We start from the raw sequence: 17,629 nt of genomic DNA on the forward strand, positions 1-17,629 counted from the left end.
CACCGTCACAACCCAACCCACGCCCTGGAGCTGGCTGGTGTCTCAACTCATCTCTCCGACCGGTCCGGTAGCACCGGCGGACCGGACCGCCGCGCCGAACGCGCCCGGCCCGACCGACGACGTCCTCACCTGTTTCCGACAGCGGGTCGCGGAGCACCCGGACCGGCCCGCCCTGGCCTGGCCCGGCGGCGCGCTGACCTTCGCCGAGCTGGACGCGGCCGCCGACCGGCTGGCCCGCCGTCTGGTCGAGGCCGGGGTGGGCGCGGGCTCGCGGGTGGCGCTGCACGCCGGGCGCGAGGCGGTGTCCGTGGTGGCGATCCTGGCCGTCTGGAAGGCCGGCGGGGCCTACGTGCCGCTGGACCCGTCCCACCCGGTGGAGCGGCTGCGCCTGCTGCTGGACGACTGCCGGCCCCGGCTGCTGCTCGGCCGCGCCGCGGCGCTCGACGACCTGGCGACGGCGCTGCCGGCGATCGCGCTGGACGACGCCCTGGCCCGTACCGACGGCCCGGCGGGGACACCCGACCAGGACGTCGCCGACCTCGGACTCCCGCTCGCCGGGGACCAGTTGGCGTACGTCATCTACACCTCCGGCTCCACCGGCCGACCCAAGGGCGTCGAGGTCGAGCACGGCAACCTCGCCCACCTGCTGCGCGCCAACCGGGACGTCCTGCACCCGGCGGCCGGTCCGCGGCCGCTGCGGGTCGGGCTCACCGCCTCCTTCGCCTTCGACGCCTCCGTCAACCAGCTCAGCTGGCTGCTGCGCGGCGACACCGGCTGGATCGTCGACGAGGAGACCCGCCGGGACACCCACGCCCTCGCCGCCCACCTGGCCGAACACCGCGTCGACGTCATCGACGTGACGCCCTCGCAGCTGGGCGTGCTGGTCGCCCTGGGGCTGTTCGAGGACCCGGAGCGGTCCCCGTCGGTGGTGGTGGTCGCCGGGGAGCCCACCGGCCCGGCACTCTGGAACCGCCTGCGGGAGATCCGCGGCACCCGGTTCTTCAACCTGTACGGCCCGACCGAGGCCACCGTCTACGCCACCGCCCAGCCGCTGGACGAGGCCGACGCCACCCCCACCATCGGCACCGCGGTGACCGCCACCCGCACCTACGTCGTCGACGAGCGGGGCGCACCGGTGCCGGCCGGCGGGACGGGCGAGCTGTGGATCGGCGGGACGGGCGTCGCCCGCGGCTACCTCGGACGGCCTGAGCTGACCGCCGAGCGCTTCCCGGCGGACCCGTTCACCCCCGGCTCCCGGGTCTACCGCACCGGCGACCTGGTGCGTCTGCGCCCGGACGGCCGGCTGGAGTTCGTCGGCCGGGTCGACGACCAGGTGAAGATCCGCGGCGTACGGGTCGAACCCGGCGAGGTGGCCGCCGAACTGGCCCGGCACCCGGGGGTGGGAGAGGCCGCCGTCGTCGCCCGGGCCGATGCCGACGGCGCCCACCGGCTGGTCGCGTACGTCACCGCCGCGCCCGGCGCAGGGACCCCGGAGGGGACGGTCGCCTCCTGGCAGGCGGTCTTCCAGGCCGCGCACGCGGGCGAGGACACCGTGGATCCGGAGTTCGACGTCCGCGGCTGGGCCAGCAGTTACACCGGCCTGGCCCTGCCCGAGGAGGAGATGCGGGACTGGGTCGACCGCACGGTGGCCCGGATCGCCGAGCTCGGGGCCCGCCGGGTGCTGGAGATCGGCGTCGGCAGCGGCCTGCTGATGTGGCGCCTGGCGCCGCACTGCGCGCGGTACGCCGGTACGGACCTGTCCGCCACCACGGTGGACCTGCTGCGGGAGCGGTTGCGGGCCCGTCCGCTGGACGGGGTCTCGGTCCACCAGGCCGAGGCCACCGACCTCGCCGCCCTCGCCGGGGAGCGCTTCGACTGCGTCGTGATCAACTCCGTGGCGCAGTACTTCCCGGACCAGGAGTACCTGCGGACGGTGCTGCGCACCGCGCTGACGGTGCTGGAGCCGCAGGGCCACCTGTTCGTCGGCGACGTGCGCCACCTCGGGCTGCAGGACGCCTTCCAGCTCGACCTGGCGCGCCACCGGCACCCGGACGGGACGCCCGCGGAGCACCGCCGCCTGGCACGGGAGGGACGCGAGGAGGAAGGCGAACTCCTCCTGGCCCCGGCCTGGTTCGAGCGGTTCGCCGCCGAGCACGGCCTCGCCGCCCCGCGCCTCGCGCCCAAGACCGGCCCGCACGACAACGAGCTGAACACCTTCCGCTACGACGTGGTGCTGACGCCCGCCTCCGACGGGCCGGCCCCGGTCGACGGCGACTGGATCGACGCCGGTGCCCGGGCCCTCGACGTCGCGGAGCTCCGGCGCCTGGCGGAGCGTCAGGAGCGGGTGCTGCTGCGCGGAGTGCCGCACCCCCGGCTCGGCGCGCTGACCCGGGCGGCCGCCGAACTCCTGGGAGGAGCAGGCGCCTTCGCGGCGACGGCGGGCGGCCTGACCCCGGCCGAGGTCGAACGGGCCGCGGCCGCGGCGGGCCGGCCGGTGGCGGTGAGCTGGCGGGCCGGGCACCGAGACGGCTCCTTCGACGCGGTGATCGGCGCGCGTCCCTGGGAGGCGGTCTTCCCCGGGCCGGCCGACAGCCCCACCGACGCCGACGGCGCCACCGGCTCCGGTGCCGCCACCGACCCGGTCCGGTCCGGCGCCGCGGCTCCGGACACCGCCAACCTGCCGCGCCCGCGCACCCCGGGCGCCACCGCCCGGCAGCTGCCGGCCGAGCTGGCGGCGCACGCCGCGCGGCACCTGCCCGAGCACCTGCGGCCGTCCGCGGTCGTCGTCCTGCCGCGCCTGCCGCTGACCACCAACGGCAAGCTCGACCGGGCCGCCCTGCCAGAGCCGCCGGGTGCCTCGGGCGCGCGGCGCCGGAGCACGGCCGGCCCGGCCGAACCCCCGCGGACCGCGACCGAGCAGGAGGTCGCCGCGCTCTGGGGCGGGGTGCTGGGCCGCACCGGTGTGGGCCGGCGGGACAACTTCTTCGAGCTCGGCGGGGACTCCCTCTCCGCCGCCAGCATGCTGGGCGCGATCGGCGACCGCTTCGGCGTCCGGCTCTCCCTGCGCCAGGTGATGGACACCGCGGACCTGGCGGACTTCTGCGACCGCGTCGACCTGGAACTGCTGGCCGGGCTCGACGACACCGAACTAGAGCGCCTGCTCGACGAGATCGAGGACACTCACCGATGAACAGCGGCATCTCAGCCATGCTCCTCCCGAAGGGCGGAGCCGCGCGCCGGCTCGCCCTCGCCGTCACCTCGGCCTGGGTCTCGGTGGCGATCATCGCCCTGGCGATCGTGCTCCAGGTGATCGACGCGACCGGCTCCTACTCGGCGGCCGGTCTGGCCGCGGCCGCCTACGGCCTGGCGGCGGCCCTGGTCAGCGTGCCGCGCAGTCGGCTCGTGGACCGCTACGGCCCCCGGCGCACCCTGCCGGCCCTCGCCGCCGTCCAGGTGGCCGCACTGCTGCTGATGATCGGCGCGGCCCGGGTGCACGCCGCCGGCGCGGTGTTCGTGGTCCTGGCCGCCGTCATCAGTGGCGCCACACCGCCGCTGATCGGCTTCGCCCGGGGCCGCTGGTCGGACGTCGTGCCCGAGGAGGAACTGCCCCGCGCCTACGCCCTGACCGCGATGCTGGGTGACCTGGCGCAGATCGGCGGCGCCCCGGCGGCGGCCCTGCTCGCCACCCTCCTGAACCCCTCCGCCGGACTGGCGGTGGCGGCCGTCTTCACCACCCTGGGCCTGCTGCTGATCAACCCGAGGACCGGCCCGGCCGACCGGCCCGACCAGGCCGACTCGGCCGCCGACGAGCCGGCCCCGGAGGAGTCCCGCGGCGTGCTGGGCGCGCTCGCCTTCCCCGGACTGCGCACGATCACCGTCGGCGGCATCGGCGCCGGCCTCGGCCTCGGCGCGGTGGACGTGGTGGTGGCGGCGCTGGCCACCGCCCGGGGCGACCGCTGGGCGGCCGGCCTGATGCTCGGCGCGCTCGGCGTCGGCGGGGTGGTCGGCAGCGTGCTGTCCCCGAAGCTCGCCAAGTACGCGCCGGGCGACCGGTACGTGGCCGGGCTCGTCGTGCTCCTGGTCAGCACCCTGGCCCTGGTGTCCACCCCGCCCGAGACGGTGGTCGGCGCGCTGCTGCTGGTCGTGGGCTTCGCCTGGGGCGTGACCAACGTCGTGCTCTACGAACTGCTCGACATCGTGGTGCCGAAGAGCCACTCCACCGAGGCGTGGGCGTGGCTGAGCACCGCCGAGTCGGTCGGCGCGGCCGCCGGGGCGGCGCTGGCCGGCGCCCTCGCGGGCCACTCGCTGACCCTGGGGTTCGCCCTGATCCCCGTCGCGGTCGCCGCCGGCCTGCTGGCCGGCCTGGTCGGGCGGCGCACGCTGACCGCGCCCGGGCAGCCGACCGTCGAACCGCGTGTCCCCACCGTCCCCGCGCGATGACGCGTGCCGAACAGGAGAGGTGTGCAGTGCCCAGGTTGACCCCGACCGACGCCGGAGGGGGCGAGGTGGACTTCACTCCCGTGGAGTACCCGCCCCAGGCGACCGTACTGGAACTGTTCCACGCCCGGGTGGCCGAGACCCCGGACCGTCCGGCGATCGTGCACGGCGACACCGTGCTGACCTACCGCCAGGTCGACGGCAAGGCCAACGCGCTGGCCGCCCGCCTCGCGGCGGCCGGAGTGCGCCGCGGCGCCCTCATCCCGCTGCTGGTCGGCAACGAGCCGCTGCTGCCGGTGGCGGCGATCGCCCTGATGAAGCTCGCCGCGCCGTTCGTCCCGGTGGACGAGGCCTGGCCGGCCGCCCGGACCGCCGCCGTGCTCGACCAGCTCGACCCCGCCGTGGTGGTCTGCTCGCCGGGCCTGGCCGAGCTCGCCGCGACGGTGGCCGGCACCCGCACCACGGTGCCGGTGGAGCTGGCCGCCCTCGCCCAGGACGCGGCCCCCGTGCCCGTCCCCGGCCCCACCTCGGACGACCTGATCTACGGGTTCTTCACCTCCGGCTCGACCGGGCTGCCCAAGTGCGCGCTCAACGCCCACCTCGGGCTGCTGAACCGGTTCCTGACCATGACCCGCCGCTTCGCCGAGGACGGCGCGGTCGTCCTGCAGAACAGCCGGCACGTGTTCGACTCCTCGATCTGGCAGCTGTTCTGGCCGCTGACCACCGGCTCCACGGTCGTCATCCCGGTGCGGCACGGCATCCTCGACCTGGCCGAGACCGTCAACGTGATCGCCCGCAACGGCGTCACCATGACCGACTTCGTCCCGTCGATCTTCAACACGCTGGTGACGATGCTCGCCGACGACCCGCGACTGCGCGCCTCGCTCGGCTCGCTGCGCCGGGTGCTGATCGGCGGCGAGGAGGTCTCCGCGACCGCCGTGCGGCGCTTCCGCGCCCTCATGCCGCAGGTCCGGCTGACCAACACCTACGGCCCCACCGAGTGCTCGATCGGCTCGGTGTTCCACGAGATCGACGACGCGGACGAGATCCCGATCGGGCGGGCCATCGACAACACCGTCGCCCTGGTGCTCGACGAGCGGCTGCGGCCGGTCGCGCCCGGCGTGCAGGGCGAGATCCACATCGGCGGCGACTGCGTCGGCCGCGGCTACCTCGGGGACCCGGACAAGACCGCCGCCGCGTTCCTGCCCAACCCCTTCCCGAACGTCCCCGGCCCGCTGATCTACCGCACCGGTGACCTGGGCTGGCTCGGCGAGGACGGCCTGCTGCGCTTCGCGGGCCGCCGCGACCACCAGGTGAAGCTCAACGGGGTCCGGATCGAATTGACCGAGGTGGAGGCGGCCCTGACCCGGCACCCGGCGGTGCGGGAGGCCAAGGCCGTGATCGCGGGCGAGGGCTCCCGCCAGCGTCTGGTGGCCTTCGTCCTGCTCGCGGAACCCGTCCCGGCCGGCCGGCTGCGCGAGTTCGTGGCCGGGCTGCTGCCGGGCGAGGCGGTGCCGAAGGAGGTCGTCGAGCTGCCGGCGTTCCCCCTCACCCCCAACGGCAAGGCCGACCGGCGGGCGCTGGCGGCGCTGGCCGCCTCCGGCGTCGACCGGCAGCGGGCCACCGAGCCGGCCACCGAGCTCGAACGGCGGATCCTGGCGGTCTGGCGGCAGGTCCTGGACCTGCCGGCGGTCGGCACCACCACCAGCTTCTTCGACGTCGGCGGTGACTCGCTGGCCGCCCACCGGCTGGCCGTGGCGCTGCGCGCCGTCCTCGGACGCTCGCCCAGCGTGCGCGAGCTGGTCAGCCACCCGACCGTCCGGGCGCAGGTCGCGCTGGTCCGGGAGGCCGACGCGGCGGGCGAGGAGCCGGTCATCGGCCGGCTGCGGGCCGACTCCGTGCTGCCCGCGGACCTGCGCCGGCGCACCGAGGAGCCCTGGCGCCTGGGCACCGTGCTGCTGACCGGCGCGACCGGCTTCGTCGGCGCCCACCTGCTGCACGAGCTGCTCGCCCGCACCCCCGCCCGGGTGGTGTGCCTGGTCCGCGCGGCCGACCGGCGGGAGGCCCGGGCCCGGATGGACGCGGTGCTGGCCCGCTACGGCCTGGCCGCGGACACCGCCACCCACCGGATGGAGGTGCTCCCCGGCGACCTCGGCACACCGCTGTTCGGGCTGGCACCGGAGGCCTTCGCCGCGCTCGCCGACGAGGTCGACACCGTCGTCCACAGCGGCGCCATGGTCAACCTGCTGCTCGACTACGAGGCCCACCGGCCGGCCAACGTCGAGGGCACCGGCGAGGTCCTGCGGCTGATGGCCACCGGGCGGCGCAAACACCTGCACCACATCTCGACCCTCGGGATCTTCCCCGCCGGGGCGCTGGACGGCGACCGGATCGCCGAGGAGGTGGAGCCGCTGGAGAACTCCCTGCCCTCGCACGGCTACGGCCAGTCGAAATGGGTCTCCGAGCGGCTGGTGCTGGCCGCGCGCGAGCGGGGCCTGGAGTCGAGCGTCTACCGCCTCGGCGAGGTCGGCCCGCACTCGGGCACCGGCCTGCCCAGCGACCGCGGACTGGTCGACGGGCTGCTGCGGGCGGCCGCCGCCCACGGCGTCTACCCCGGCAGCTCGGTCTCCATCGACTACACCCCGGTCGACTACGTGGCCCGGCTGGTCGTCGCGGCGATCGCCCGCGGCCGGGTGGGCGACACCTACCACCCGGTCCAGCGCACCGCCGTCGGACTGGACGACCTGTTCGACGCCCTGGCCCGCCGGTCCAAGATCGACCGAGTGTCCTACCGCGCCTTCTGGAGCTCGCTCGACCGCACCGACGAGGAGGCGCTGCGGCTGCGGACCATGCTCCCCGAGCCGGTCGGCGATGCCGCCGCGGACGCCCGCTGCCTGGCCGAGGTCTTCAGCGACGCCTCCCACCGGTTCGCCTCGCAGCGGGCCGACCGGCTCTGCGCCGAGGCCGGGATCGTCCTGCCGCCGCGCGAGGCCGTGCTCGGCCGCTACGCGCAGGGCTGCCTGCAGCGCGTGGGCGCCCACCGCCCCGCCGCCCGGCCCGTCCCGCTGGCCCACGCCCGGGGGGTGCGCTGATGCGGTACCGACGCTTCGGCCGGCTCGGCCACGAGGTCAGCGAGGTCGGCTACGGCATGTGGGGGGTCGCCGGCGGGGAGGGCGGCTGGACCGGCGCCGACGACGAACGCGGGCTCGCCGCGCTCCAGGAGGCCGTCGACCTGGGCTGCACCTTCTTCGACACCGCCTGGATCTACGGGCGCGGCCACAGCGAGCGGATGCTCGCCGAGGTGCTGCGCGCCAACCGGGACCGCGGGCTGACCGTCGCCACCAAGGTGCCGCCCAAGGACCGCCGGTGGCCCTCCACCCGCGAGTCCCGACTGGCGGACGTGTTCCCGGTCGACCACATCCGCGAGTACACCGAGAAGAGCCTGGCGAACCTCGGCGTCGAGCGGATCGACCTCCTGCAGTTCCACGTCTGGGAGGACGACTGGGCCGACGACCGGCGCTGGCAGCGCGCGGTGGCCGCGCTGCGCGAGGAGGGCCTGGTGGCCGGCATCGGCATCAGCGTGAACCGCTGGGAGCCGTGGAACGTCCTGAAGACCCTGCACACCGGCCTGGTGGACGCCGTCCAGGTCATCTACAACGTCTTCGACCAGGCTCCGGAGGACGAACTCCTCCCGCTCTGCGAAGAGTTGGACATCGCCGTGATCGCGCGGGTGCCGTTCGACGAGGGCACCCTGACCGGCACCCTCACGGCCGACAGCACCTGGCCGGAGGGCGACTGGCGCAACAGCTACTTCGTGCCGGAGAACCTCGGGCCGGCCGTGGCGCGCGCCGACCGGCTCAAGGAACTCCTGCCGCCCGGCCTGACCCTGCCCGAGCTGGCCCTGCGCTTCATCCTCGACGAGCCGCGGATCGCCACCGTGATCCCCGGGATGAGCTCCCCGAAGCACGTCCGGGCCAACCTCGCGGTCAGCCACCTGCCCCACCTGCCCGCCCCGCTGGCCGCCGAACTCAAGCGGCACCGGTGGGACCGAACGCCGACGGAGTGGTCCCAGTGAATCCTTCCAGCCCCCAGCCCCGGGTGATCGCCCTGTGGGGCCCGCCGCGCTCCCGCTCGACCGCCTTCGCCCGGATGATGATGGAACGCGGGGACCTCCTGGTCCTGCACGAGCCGATCTCCAACCTGCTGAGCGTCGGTCACCTGGACGTCGAGGGCGTCCGGGTGCACAGCCCCGCCGAGCTGCTGGAGCGGATCCTGCGGCTGGGCGAGGACCGCCCGGTGTTCTTCAAGGACACCACCGAGTACCGCTACCTGCCGTACCTCGACGACCGGTTCACCACCCGGGTGGTCCACACCTTCATCATCCGCGACCCGGCCGAGGCGATCGCCTCGCACTGCGCCGTCAACCCCGGGCTCACGCTGGACGAGGTCGGCTACGAGCGGCAGTTCGAGGTCTTCGAGCACGTCCGCCGGGCGACCGGGAGCACCCCGGTGGTGCTCGACTCCGGAGACCTGCTGGCCGACCCGGCCGGCGTGGTCCGCGCCTACTGCGAGCGGGTCGGGCTGCCGTACCGGCCCGAGGCGCTCAGCTGGGAGCCCGGCCCCCGGGCCGAGTGGGAGCGCACCGCCCGCTGGCACCAGGACGTCGCGGCCAGCGGCTCCTTCCGGGCCCGCGCCAACGACTACCGCCGCACCGTCCACAACGACCCACGGCTGGCCGCCTTCCGGGACCACCACCAGCCGTTCCACGACCGCCTTGCCGAGGTCCGGATCGGCTCCGCCACGAGGAGTGTGACGTCATGACCACGATCGAGAACGTACGGGACCTCCCCGGGCCCGTCGGGTTCTGCGTCTCGGAGGGCCTGCCCTCCCGGGCGACCGCCCTCTGGCTCGCCGAGCAGGGCGTCCCGGTGCACGGCTTCCTGGCCGACATCGGGCAGCGTCCGCGCGCCGAACTGGACCGCCTGGCCGCCGAGCTGGTCACGGCCGGCCTGCCCACCGAGGTCGTCGACCTCCGCCGGGAGATGGCCGAGCTCTGCCTCGACGTGGTGCGCTACCAGGCGCGCTACGACGACGGCTACTGGAACACCACCGGCGCCTCCCGGGCCGTCCTGGTGCGCGGTCTGTCCGCGGTGATGGGCCGGCGGGGCCTGCGGGTCCTCGGCCACGCCTCCGTCAGCGGCGGGAACGACGAGCGCCGCTTCGCCGGCTACACCGCCCGGATCCGGCCCGCGATGGACGTGTTCACCCCCTGGGCCGACCCGGCCTGCGGGGCCGCCTTCGCCGACCGTGCCGCGCTCGCCGCCTTCGCCGCCGCGCACGGCCTCACCCTGGCCGGCGACGAGGCCGTCCGCTCGCTCGACGGCAACCTCGGCGGCTACTCCCACGAGGGCACCGAACTGGAGCGGCTGGCCGCCCACGGGGCCGTCCAGCGGGTGATGAGCGTCTCCCCCGAGGAGGCGCCCGACCAGCCGGAGTCCTTCGTCCTCACCCTGCGCAGCGGCCGGCCGCTGCGCATCGACGAGGAGCCGGTGGACGCGCTCGACGCGCTGCTGCGGGCCAACCTGGTCGGTGGCCGCAACGCGCTCGGCTTCTTCGACGTCCTGGAGAACCGCCTCAACGGCACCAAGTGCCGCGGCGTCTACGAGGCGCCCGGCCTGGACCTGCTCGGCCGCTGCGTGCGCCGCCTCTACCAGGCCGTACTGCCGCTGGAGGACGCCCGCAAGCTCCAATCGCTGTCCGCCGTGCTCGGCACCGAGCTGTACGCCGGCCGCTGGTTCGACGAGCGCGCCGCCGAGGCCCGGGCCGACGCCGACACGATCGTCGGCGGTGCGACCGGCACCGTGGAGCTCTCGCTCTACAAGGGCAACACCTTCTTCCGCTCGCTGCGCGACGTCCCGGCGGGCAGCGCGGTCCCCCGCCAGGCCCGGTTCGGCGCCGGCGGCTTCCGCTGGAAGGTCCTGGACGACACCGAGCGCAAGGAGACCAGCCTTGTCTGAGACCACCGCCCTTCGCGAGCGGCTCTCGCCCGCCCAGCGCGCCGCGCTCGCCGCCCGCCTGGCCGAACAGCGCCGGACCACCGGCGACCGGATCCGCCCGCGCGACCCGGAGGCCACCGAACTGCCCGCCTCCTTCGCCCAGCAGCGCCTGTGGTTCCTGGAGCAGCTCGCCGCCGGCCGGCCGATCTACAACGTGCCCTTCACCCTGCGGATCCGCGGCGCGCTGGACGTGGACGCCCTGCGGGCCGCCCTCGGCGGCATCGTGGCGCGCCACGAGATCCTGCGCACCGCCCTGGTGAACCACGACGGCACGCCCGTCCAGCGGATCGACCCGGCCGGGGAGTTCCCCCTCCCGGTCCGCGACCTGGGCCGGCTCTCCCCCGCCCGCAGGCCCGCCGAGATCGAGCGGCTGGCCCGCGCCGAGGCCGCCAGGCCCTTCGACCTGGCCGGCGACCCGCTGCTGCGGGCCGTCCTGCTGCGCACCGGCGAGGACGAGCACGTCCTGCTGCTGACCATGCACCACATCGCCGTCGACGGCTGGTCACTGAACGTCGTCGCCGGGGAACTCGCCGCCCTCTACGAGGACTTCGCGGCCGGCCGGAGCGCCTCGCTGCCGGAACTTCCGGTGCAGTACGCCGATTTCGCGCTCTGGCAGCAGAGCTGGGTGGACGGCCCGGACGCCGCCCGCCAGATCGCCTACTGGACCGAGCGCCTGCGCGGGCTCGCCACCCTGGAACTGCCCACCGACCGCCCGCGCCCGGACCACCCGCCGTTCACCGGCGAGCGGGCCGAGCGGGCGCTGCCCGACGACCTGCTCGCCGAACTGGAGCGGCTCTCCCAGGCCCAGAACGCGACCCTCTTCATGACCGTGCTCACGGTCTTCCAGATCCTGCTGCACCGCTACACCGGGCAGGACGAGGTCGTGGTCGGCTCGCCGTTCGCCGGCCGCGCCCACCGCGAGGTGGAGCCGCTGATCGGCATGTTCGCCAACATGCTGGTGCTGCGCACCGCCGTGGACGGCGAGCGGTCCTTCCGCGAGCTGCTGGCCGCCGTCAAGGAGACGGTGCTGACCGCCGAGGAACACCAGCACGCCCCGTTCGAGCGGCTGGTGGACGAGCTGCGCCCGGAGCGTGACCCCTCCCGCAACCCGCTCTTCCAGATCTCGTTCAGCCTGCAGAGCGCCAGCGGCGACGGCTTCCGGCTGCCCGGCCTGGAGGTCGAGGAGCTGCCGGTCGACTCCGGCACCTCCCGCTTCGACATGGCCTTCAACGTCGAGGCCCGGGCCGGCGGCTACCGCCTCTGGGCGGACTACTCGACCGAGCTCTGGGACCGCGAGCGGATCGACCGCATGTTCGGCCACTACGAGACCCTGCTGCGCGCCGTGCTCGCCGACCCGGACCGCCCGGTCCGCGACCTGCCGCTGCTCACCGAGGACGAACGGCGGCAGCTGGTCACCGGGTTCAACGACACCGCCCGGGAGTTCCCGGCCGACACGACGCTGGACGCGCTCGTCGGCCGACGGGCCGCCGCCCAGCCCGACCACCCGGCCGTCGTGATGGACGGCACCACCCTCAGCTACGCGCGGCTCGACGCCGCGGCCGACGCGCTCGCCGCCCGGCTGGGCGAGCTCGGCGGCCCCGGGAGGACCGTCGCGGTCTGCCTGAACCGCTCGCCCGAACTGGTCGTCGCGCTGCTCGGCATCCTCCGCAGCGGCGCTGCCTACCTGCCGCTGGACCCCAACGACCCGCCCGGCCGGCGGGCCGGCATCCTCGCCGACACCGCCGCCACCGCCGTCATCGCCGCCGCGGACGCGGAGCTCGGACTGCCGCCGGGGCTGCCCGTCCTGACCCCGCTGTCCGAGGACGTCCCGGCCACCCCGGCACCCCGGGCGCACGGCCCCGCCGACCCGGCGTACGTCATCTTCACCTCGGGTTCGACCGGCACCCCGAAGGGCGTGGTCGTCGAGCACGCCGCCGCCGTCAACTTCGTCACCCAGGTGAACCGGCTGTTCGCGCTCGGCCCCGACGACCGGATGCTGCAGTTCGCCAACCCCACCTTCGACGTCTCGGTGTTCGAGATCTTCGCCGCGCTCACCAGCGGCGCCACCCTGTGCATGACCTCCCGCGAGGTGCTGCTCTCCCCGGACCGGCTCGGCGAGTTCATCAAGCGCAACGGCATCACCGTGATGGACATGGCGCCGGCCGTGATGGCCCTGCTGCCCGCCGAGGAGTTCGCCTCGCTGCGGATCGTCTTCGTCGGCGGCGAGGCCTTCCCGAGCAGCCTGGTCAACGCCTGGAACCTGCCCGGGCGCCGCTTCTTCAACGGCTACGGGCCCACCGAGGCCACCGTCACCTGCGTGGTGCACGAGTGCCAGGGCCGCTACCAGACCTCCCCGCCGATCGGCCGGCCGCTCGGCAACTACCGGGCGTACGTGCTGGACCGCTACGGCAACCCCCAGCCCGCCGGCGTCCCCGGCGAGCTGCACCTGGGCGGCACCGGCCTGGCCCGGGGCTACCTCAACCGCCCCGAGCTCACCGCCGAGCGCTTCCCCGTGCTCCCGGTCGACGGCGAGGAGCAGCGGCTCTACCGCACCGGCGACCTGGTCCGCCAGCGCTGGGACGGCGAGCTGGTCTTCCTCGGCCGGATCGACCGCCAGGTCAAGATGCGCGGCCTGCGGATCGAACTCGGCGAGGTGGAGGCCGCGCTGACCGGCCACCCGGCGGTGCGCCAGGGCGTGGTCGAGCTGGTCGGCACCGGGGCCGAGGCCCGCCTGGTGGCCTACGTGGTGCCGGACGGCGCCTGCGACGCCGCGACCCTGCGCGCCCACCTGGGCACCACCCTGGCCACCCACATGATCCCCTCGCAGTTCGTCTGGCTGGAGGCGCTGCCGCTGACCTCCAGCGGGAAGGTCGACCTCGCCCGGCTGCCGAGGCCCGAGCCGGGCGTCGACCGGGACACCGCGTACGTCCCGCCGACCTCGGAGACCGAGCGGCTGCTCGTCGACCAGGTGATCGGCAGCGTGCTGCGGGTCGAGGAGGTCGGGGTCCTGGACAACTTCTTCGACCTGGGCGGCAACTCGCTCCAGGCCACCCAGCTCGCCGCCCGCATCCGCAGCACCTTCGACACCGACATCGACCTCCAGGCCATCTACCGCGCCTCCTCGATGGCCGAACTGGCCGCGCTCATCGACGACGCGCGGACCGCCGCCGAGCAGGCCGCCGACGCCGAGCGGCTGGACCTCGCGGCCGAGATCGCCGAACTGACCGACGACGAGGTGGCGGCCCTGCTGCTCGCCGAAACCGAGGGGGACCAGGCATGACCGACACCGCACCTCCGCTCAGTGCCGCCCGGCGCGAACTGCTGGAGCGCCGGCTGCGCGCCGCGGCCCGCGAGCGCGCGGCGGCCGGCCGGATCGTCCCGCGCGAGCGGGCCACGGCCGACCTGCCCGCCTCCTTCGCCCAGCAGCGCCTGTGGTTCCTCGACCAGTGGGCCCCGGCGCGGTCGACCTACACCATCCCGTACCGTCTCCGGCTCACCGGTGCCCTGGACGTCGCGGCGCTCGACGCGGCGCTGGCCGCGGTCGTGGACCGGCACGAGGTGCTGCGCACCACCTTCGCCGGCTCCGGCGGCGTCCCGCTGCAGGTCGTCGGCGCTCCAGGCGGCTTCCGGCTGTCGGTGACCGATCTCGGCGCCCTCGGCCCGGCCGAGCGCGAGCGCGAGGCCGAGCGGCTCGCCCTCGCCGAGGCCACGGCCCCCTTCGACCTGGCGGCCGGGCCGCTGGTGCGGGGCAGTCTGCTGCGGCTCGGTCCGGACGAGCACCTGCTGCTGCTGACCCTGCACCACACCGTCTCCGACGGTTGGTCGTTCCGCGTCCTGTTCGAGGAGCTGAACGTCCTCTACACCGCCTTCGACCGGGGCGAGGCCTCGCCCCTGCCGCCGCTGGAGCTCCAGTACGGCGACTTCGCGGTGTGGGAGCGCCGGCGCGCACGGGACGGCGCGCACACCGCCGACCTGGACTACTGGACGGCCCGGCTCGCCGACGCCCCGATGGCCGAGTTCCCCACCGACCACCCGCGGCCCCGGGAGCTCAGCGGGCGGGGCCGACGGCTGCTGCTCTCCTGGGACGGAGACCTCGCCCGGCGGGCGGCCGACCACGCGCGGGCCTCCGGCGCGACGCTGTACATGCTGCTCGTGGCCGGCCTGGCCGGCCTGCTGCAGCGCCACAACGGCGTCGGCGACCAGGTCTTCGGCGCCGCGGTGGCCGGCCGGACCCGCGCCGAGACCGAGGGGCTGATCGGACTCTTCGTCAACACCCTCGCCCTGCGGATCGACACCGGGGACGACCCGACGCTGGAGACCCTGGTCCAGCGCGCCCGCAGCGCCGCCATCGAGGCCTTCGCCCACCAGGACGTGCCGTTCGACCGGATCGTGGAGGCGCTGCGGCTGCCGCGGGAGACCAACCGCAACCCGCTGTTCCAGGTCATGATCAGCATGCAGAACCTCAGCCACACCCCGAAGGCGGCCCTGCACGAGGTCGACGTCACCATCGGGACCGTCGACCTGGACATCGCCAAGTTCGACCTCACCTTCATCTTCTCCGAGGGCGAGGACCGCATCGGGCTGGAGGTGGAGTACAGCACCGACCTGTTCCGGGAGGACACCGTCCGCCGGCTGGCCGACCGCTTCGAACGGCTGCTGGAGGCCATCGTCAGCCGGCCGGAGCTGCGGCTTTCCGAGGTGTCCGTGCTCTCCGAGGAGGAGCGGCGCGAGCTGTTCGAGCTCTCCGCGCCGGCCCCGGCCGAGCTGCCCGAGGAGTCCGTGACGGCCGCATTCGCCCGGTGGGCCGCCGCCACGCCGGACCGCACCGCCGCGTCCTTCGACGGCCGCACGCTCAGCTACGCGGAGCTCGACGCCTGGGCCAACCGACTCGCGCACCGGCTGCTCGCGCACGGCATCGGGCGCGGCGCCCGGGTCGGCCTGTGCGCCCCCCGCTCGGTCGAGCTGGTCGTCGGCATGCTCGCGATCGCCCGCACCGGCGCCGCCTACGTGCCCCTGGACCCGGCCAACCCGGCCGAACGGCTGGCGTACATGCTCGCCGACGCCGAGGTCGAAGCCGTGCTGTACGAGCCGGGCGTGGCCGCGGCCGTACCCGAGGGAACGTTCCTGCGGCTGCCGCTGGACCCGGCCGAGGACCAGCCCGCCGACCCGCCCGCGGTCACCGTCGGGCCGGACGACCTGCTCTACGTCATCTACACCTCCGGCTCCACCGGCCGCCCCAAGGGGGTGTGCATCCCGCACCGCGCCGTCATGGCCCTGGTCTGGCAGGCCGACTACGTCCGCCTCACCCCCGCCGACGTCATCGGCCAGGCCTCCAACGCCTCCTTCGACGTCGCCACCTTCGAGGTCTGGGGCGCCCTGTGCAACGGCGCGCTGGTCGTCGGCGTGCCCAAGGAGGTACTGCTCTCCGGGCCGGCCCTGCGCGCGCACATCGCCGAGCACGGCATCACCGTGATGAACGTGCCGTCCTCCCTGCTCAGCGTGCTGGCGCAGGAGACGCCCGACGTCTTCCGCGGCCTGGACACCCTGCTCTTCGGCGGCGAGGCGGCCGACCCGGCGGCCGTGGCGGCCGTGCTGCGCCACCCCCCGGGCCGGATGCTCAACGTCTACGGGCCCACCGAGACCACCACCTTCTCGGTCGCCGGTCTGATCCGCTCGGTCGCCGACGGCGACCAGAGCGTGCCGCTGGGCCGCCCGATCAGCCACATGTGGGTGTACGTGTTCGACGCCGACGGCGCGCTGGCACCCCCGGGCGCCACCGGTGAGCTGTGGGTCGGCGGCGCCGGCCTGGCGCACGGCTACTGGAACCGCCCCGAACTGACCGCGCAGCGGTTCACCGAGGACCCGTTCCGGCCGGGCGAGCGGGTCTACCGCACCGGCGACCTCGGCCGCTGGCGCCCGGACGGCGAACTGGAGTTCTGCGGCCGGATCGACGACCAGGTGAAGATCCGCGGCTACCGGGTCGAGCCCGGCGAGATCGCGACGGTGCTCGCCGAGCACCCCGGCGTGCGCGAGGCCGTGGTGGTGGTGCGCTCCGACGCGGGCGGCCCGGCCCGGCTGGTGGCCTACGCGGTGCCCTCCGGGGCCGGAGTGGACGCCGCCGAACTGCGGCGCTTCGCGGCCGAGCGGCTGCCGGAGTTCATGGTGCCGGCCGCGGTGCTGCTGATGGAGCGGCTGCCGCTCAACGCCAACGACAAGGTGGACAAGACCGCCCTGCCGGCCCCGAGCGGCGGCGAGGGCGGGCAGGTCGAGTACCTGGCGCCGCGCACCGGGACGGAGAGCGCCCTGGCCGAGATCTGGTGCGAGGTGCTGGGCTGCGCCCGGGTCGGTGCGCGGGACGACTTCTTCGCGCTCGGCGGCCACTCGCTGCTGGTGACCCAGGTGGTCTCACGGGTGGAGTCGCGCCTCGGCGTGCGGATACCGCTGCGGGCGGTGTTCGAGGCGCCGGTGCTGGAGCGGCTGGCCGCGCTCGTCGACGAGCGGACCGCGGGCGGCGAGGACGCCCGCGAGATCGTCCGGGTGCCCCGCGACGGCGCGCTGCCGCTGTCCTTCGCCCAGCAGCGCCTCTGGTTCCTGGACCGCCTGGTCCCGGACAGCTCCTCGTACACCATGCCGGACGCCTTCCGGGTGCGCGGCGCGCTGGACCTCGCCGCGCTGCAGAGCGCGGTGGACACCGTCGTCGCCCGGCACGAGTCGCTGCGCACCACCTTCACCGAGCAGGACGGCACGCCCTGCCAGATCATCCACCCCCGGGTCGAGGTGCCGGTGCGGACCGTCGACGCGACGGACCGCGAGGACGCGACGGCGCGCGCGGCGGCCGAGTCCCAGGCGCCCTTCGACCTGGAGCGCGGCCCGCTCATGCGGGTGCTCGTCGTCCGGCTCGCCGCGGACGAGTCCTGGCTGCTGCTGACGCTGCACCACATCATCGCGGACGGCTGGTCCGTCGAGGTGCTGCTGGACGAGCTGTCGCGGGGGTACGCGGCGGCGGTGGCGGGGGACCGCCCGGAGCTACCCGAACTGCCCGTGCAGTACGCGGACTTCGCCGCCTGGCAGCGCGACTGGCTGCGCGAGGACGTCCTGGAGGAACAGCGCGCCTACTGGGCACGGGCCCTGGCCGG

Annotated in this window: 8 protein-coding genes; all 8 read left to right on the forward strand. The window is 75.0% G+C overall.

The annotated features are described in order from the left end of the window. The first annotated feature begins 37 nt into the window (after positions 1–37). On the forward strand, positions 38–3,190 hold the full coding sequence (locus ACIRD3_RS10655; protein WP_402214005.1) for an amino acid adenylation domain-containing protein: 3,153 nt from the start codon (positions 38–40) through the stop codon (positions 3,188–3,190). Beyond that, a complete protein-coding gene (locus ACIRD3_RS10660; protein WP_402214007.1) occupies positions 3,187–4,440 on the forward strand; it encodes an MFS transporter in 1,254 nt (417 codons plus the stop codon). The genes ACIRD3_RS10655 and ACIRD3_RS10660 overlap by 4 nt, the downstream gene beginning before the upstream one ends. Positions 4,441–4,466: 26 nt before the next feature. Further along, complete coding sequence (locus tag ACIRD3_RS10665; RefSeq protein WP_402214009.1) at positions 4,467–7,529, forward strand: amino acid adenylation domain-containing protein; 3,063 nt, start codon at positions 4,467–4,469, stop codon at positions 7,527–7,529. Further along, positions 7,529–8,512 carry an aldo/keto reductase gene (locus ACIRD3_RS10670; protein ID WP_402214011.1) on the forward strand — a complete coding sequence of 328 codons (984 nt, stop codon included), beginning with the start codon at positions 7,529–7,531 and terminating at the stop codon, positions 8,510–8,512. Before ACIRD3_RS10665 ends, ACIRD3_RS10670 begins: the two co-directional genes overlap by 1 nt. Continuing rightward, on the forward strand, positions 8,509–9,258 hold the full coding sequence (locus ACIRD3_RS10675; RefSeq protein WP_402214013.1) for a sulfotransferase family protein: 750 nt from the start codon (positions 8,509–8,511) through the stop codon (positions 9,256–9,258). The genes ACIRD3_RS10670 and ACIRD3_RS10675 overlap by 4 nt, the downstream gene beginning before the upstream one ends. Then, positions 9,255–10,454, forward strand: a complete 1,200-nt coding sequence (locus ACIRD3_RS10680; protein ID WP_402214015.1) for an argininosuccinate synthase domain-containing protein — start codon at positions 9,255–9,257, stop codon at positions 10,452–10,454. Before ACIRD3_RS10675 ends, ACIRD3_RS10680 begins: the two co-directional genes overlap by 4 nt. After that, on the forward strand, positions 10,447–13,773 hold the full coding sequence (locus ACIRD3_RS10685; RefSeq protein WP_402214017.1) for an amino acid adenylation domain-containing protein: 3,327 nt from the start codon (positions 10,447–10,449) through the stop codon (positions 13,771–13,773). Before ACIRD3_RS10680 ends, ACIRD3_RS10685 begins: the two co-directional genes overlap by 8 nt. Next, a partial coding sequence (locus tag ACIRD3_RS10690; RefSeq protein ID WP_402214018.1) for an amino acid adenylation domain-containing protein occupies positions 13,770–17,629 on the forward strand: 3,860 nt, incomplete at its 3' end. The genes ACIRD3_RS10685 and ACIRD3_RS10690, both read left to right, overlap by 4 nt.

Source organism: Kitasatospora sp. NPDC093550 (assembly GCF_044764985.1).
GTDB lineage: Bacteria > Actinomycetota > Actinomycetes > Streptomycetales > Streptomycetaceae > Kitasatospora.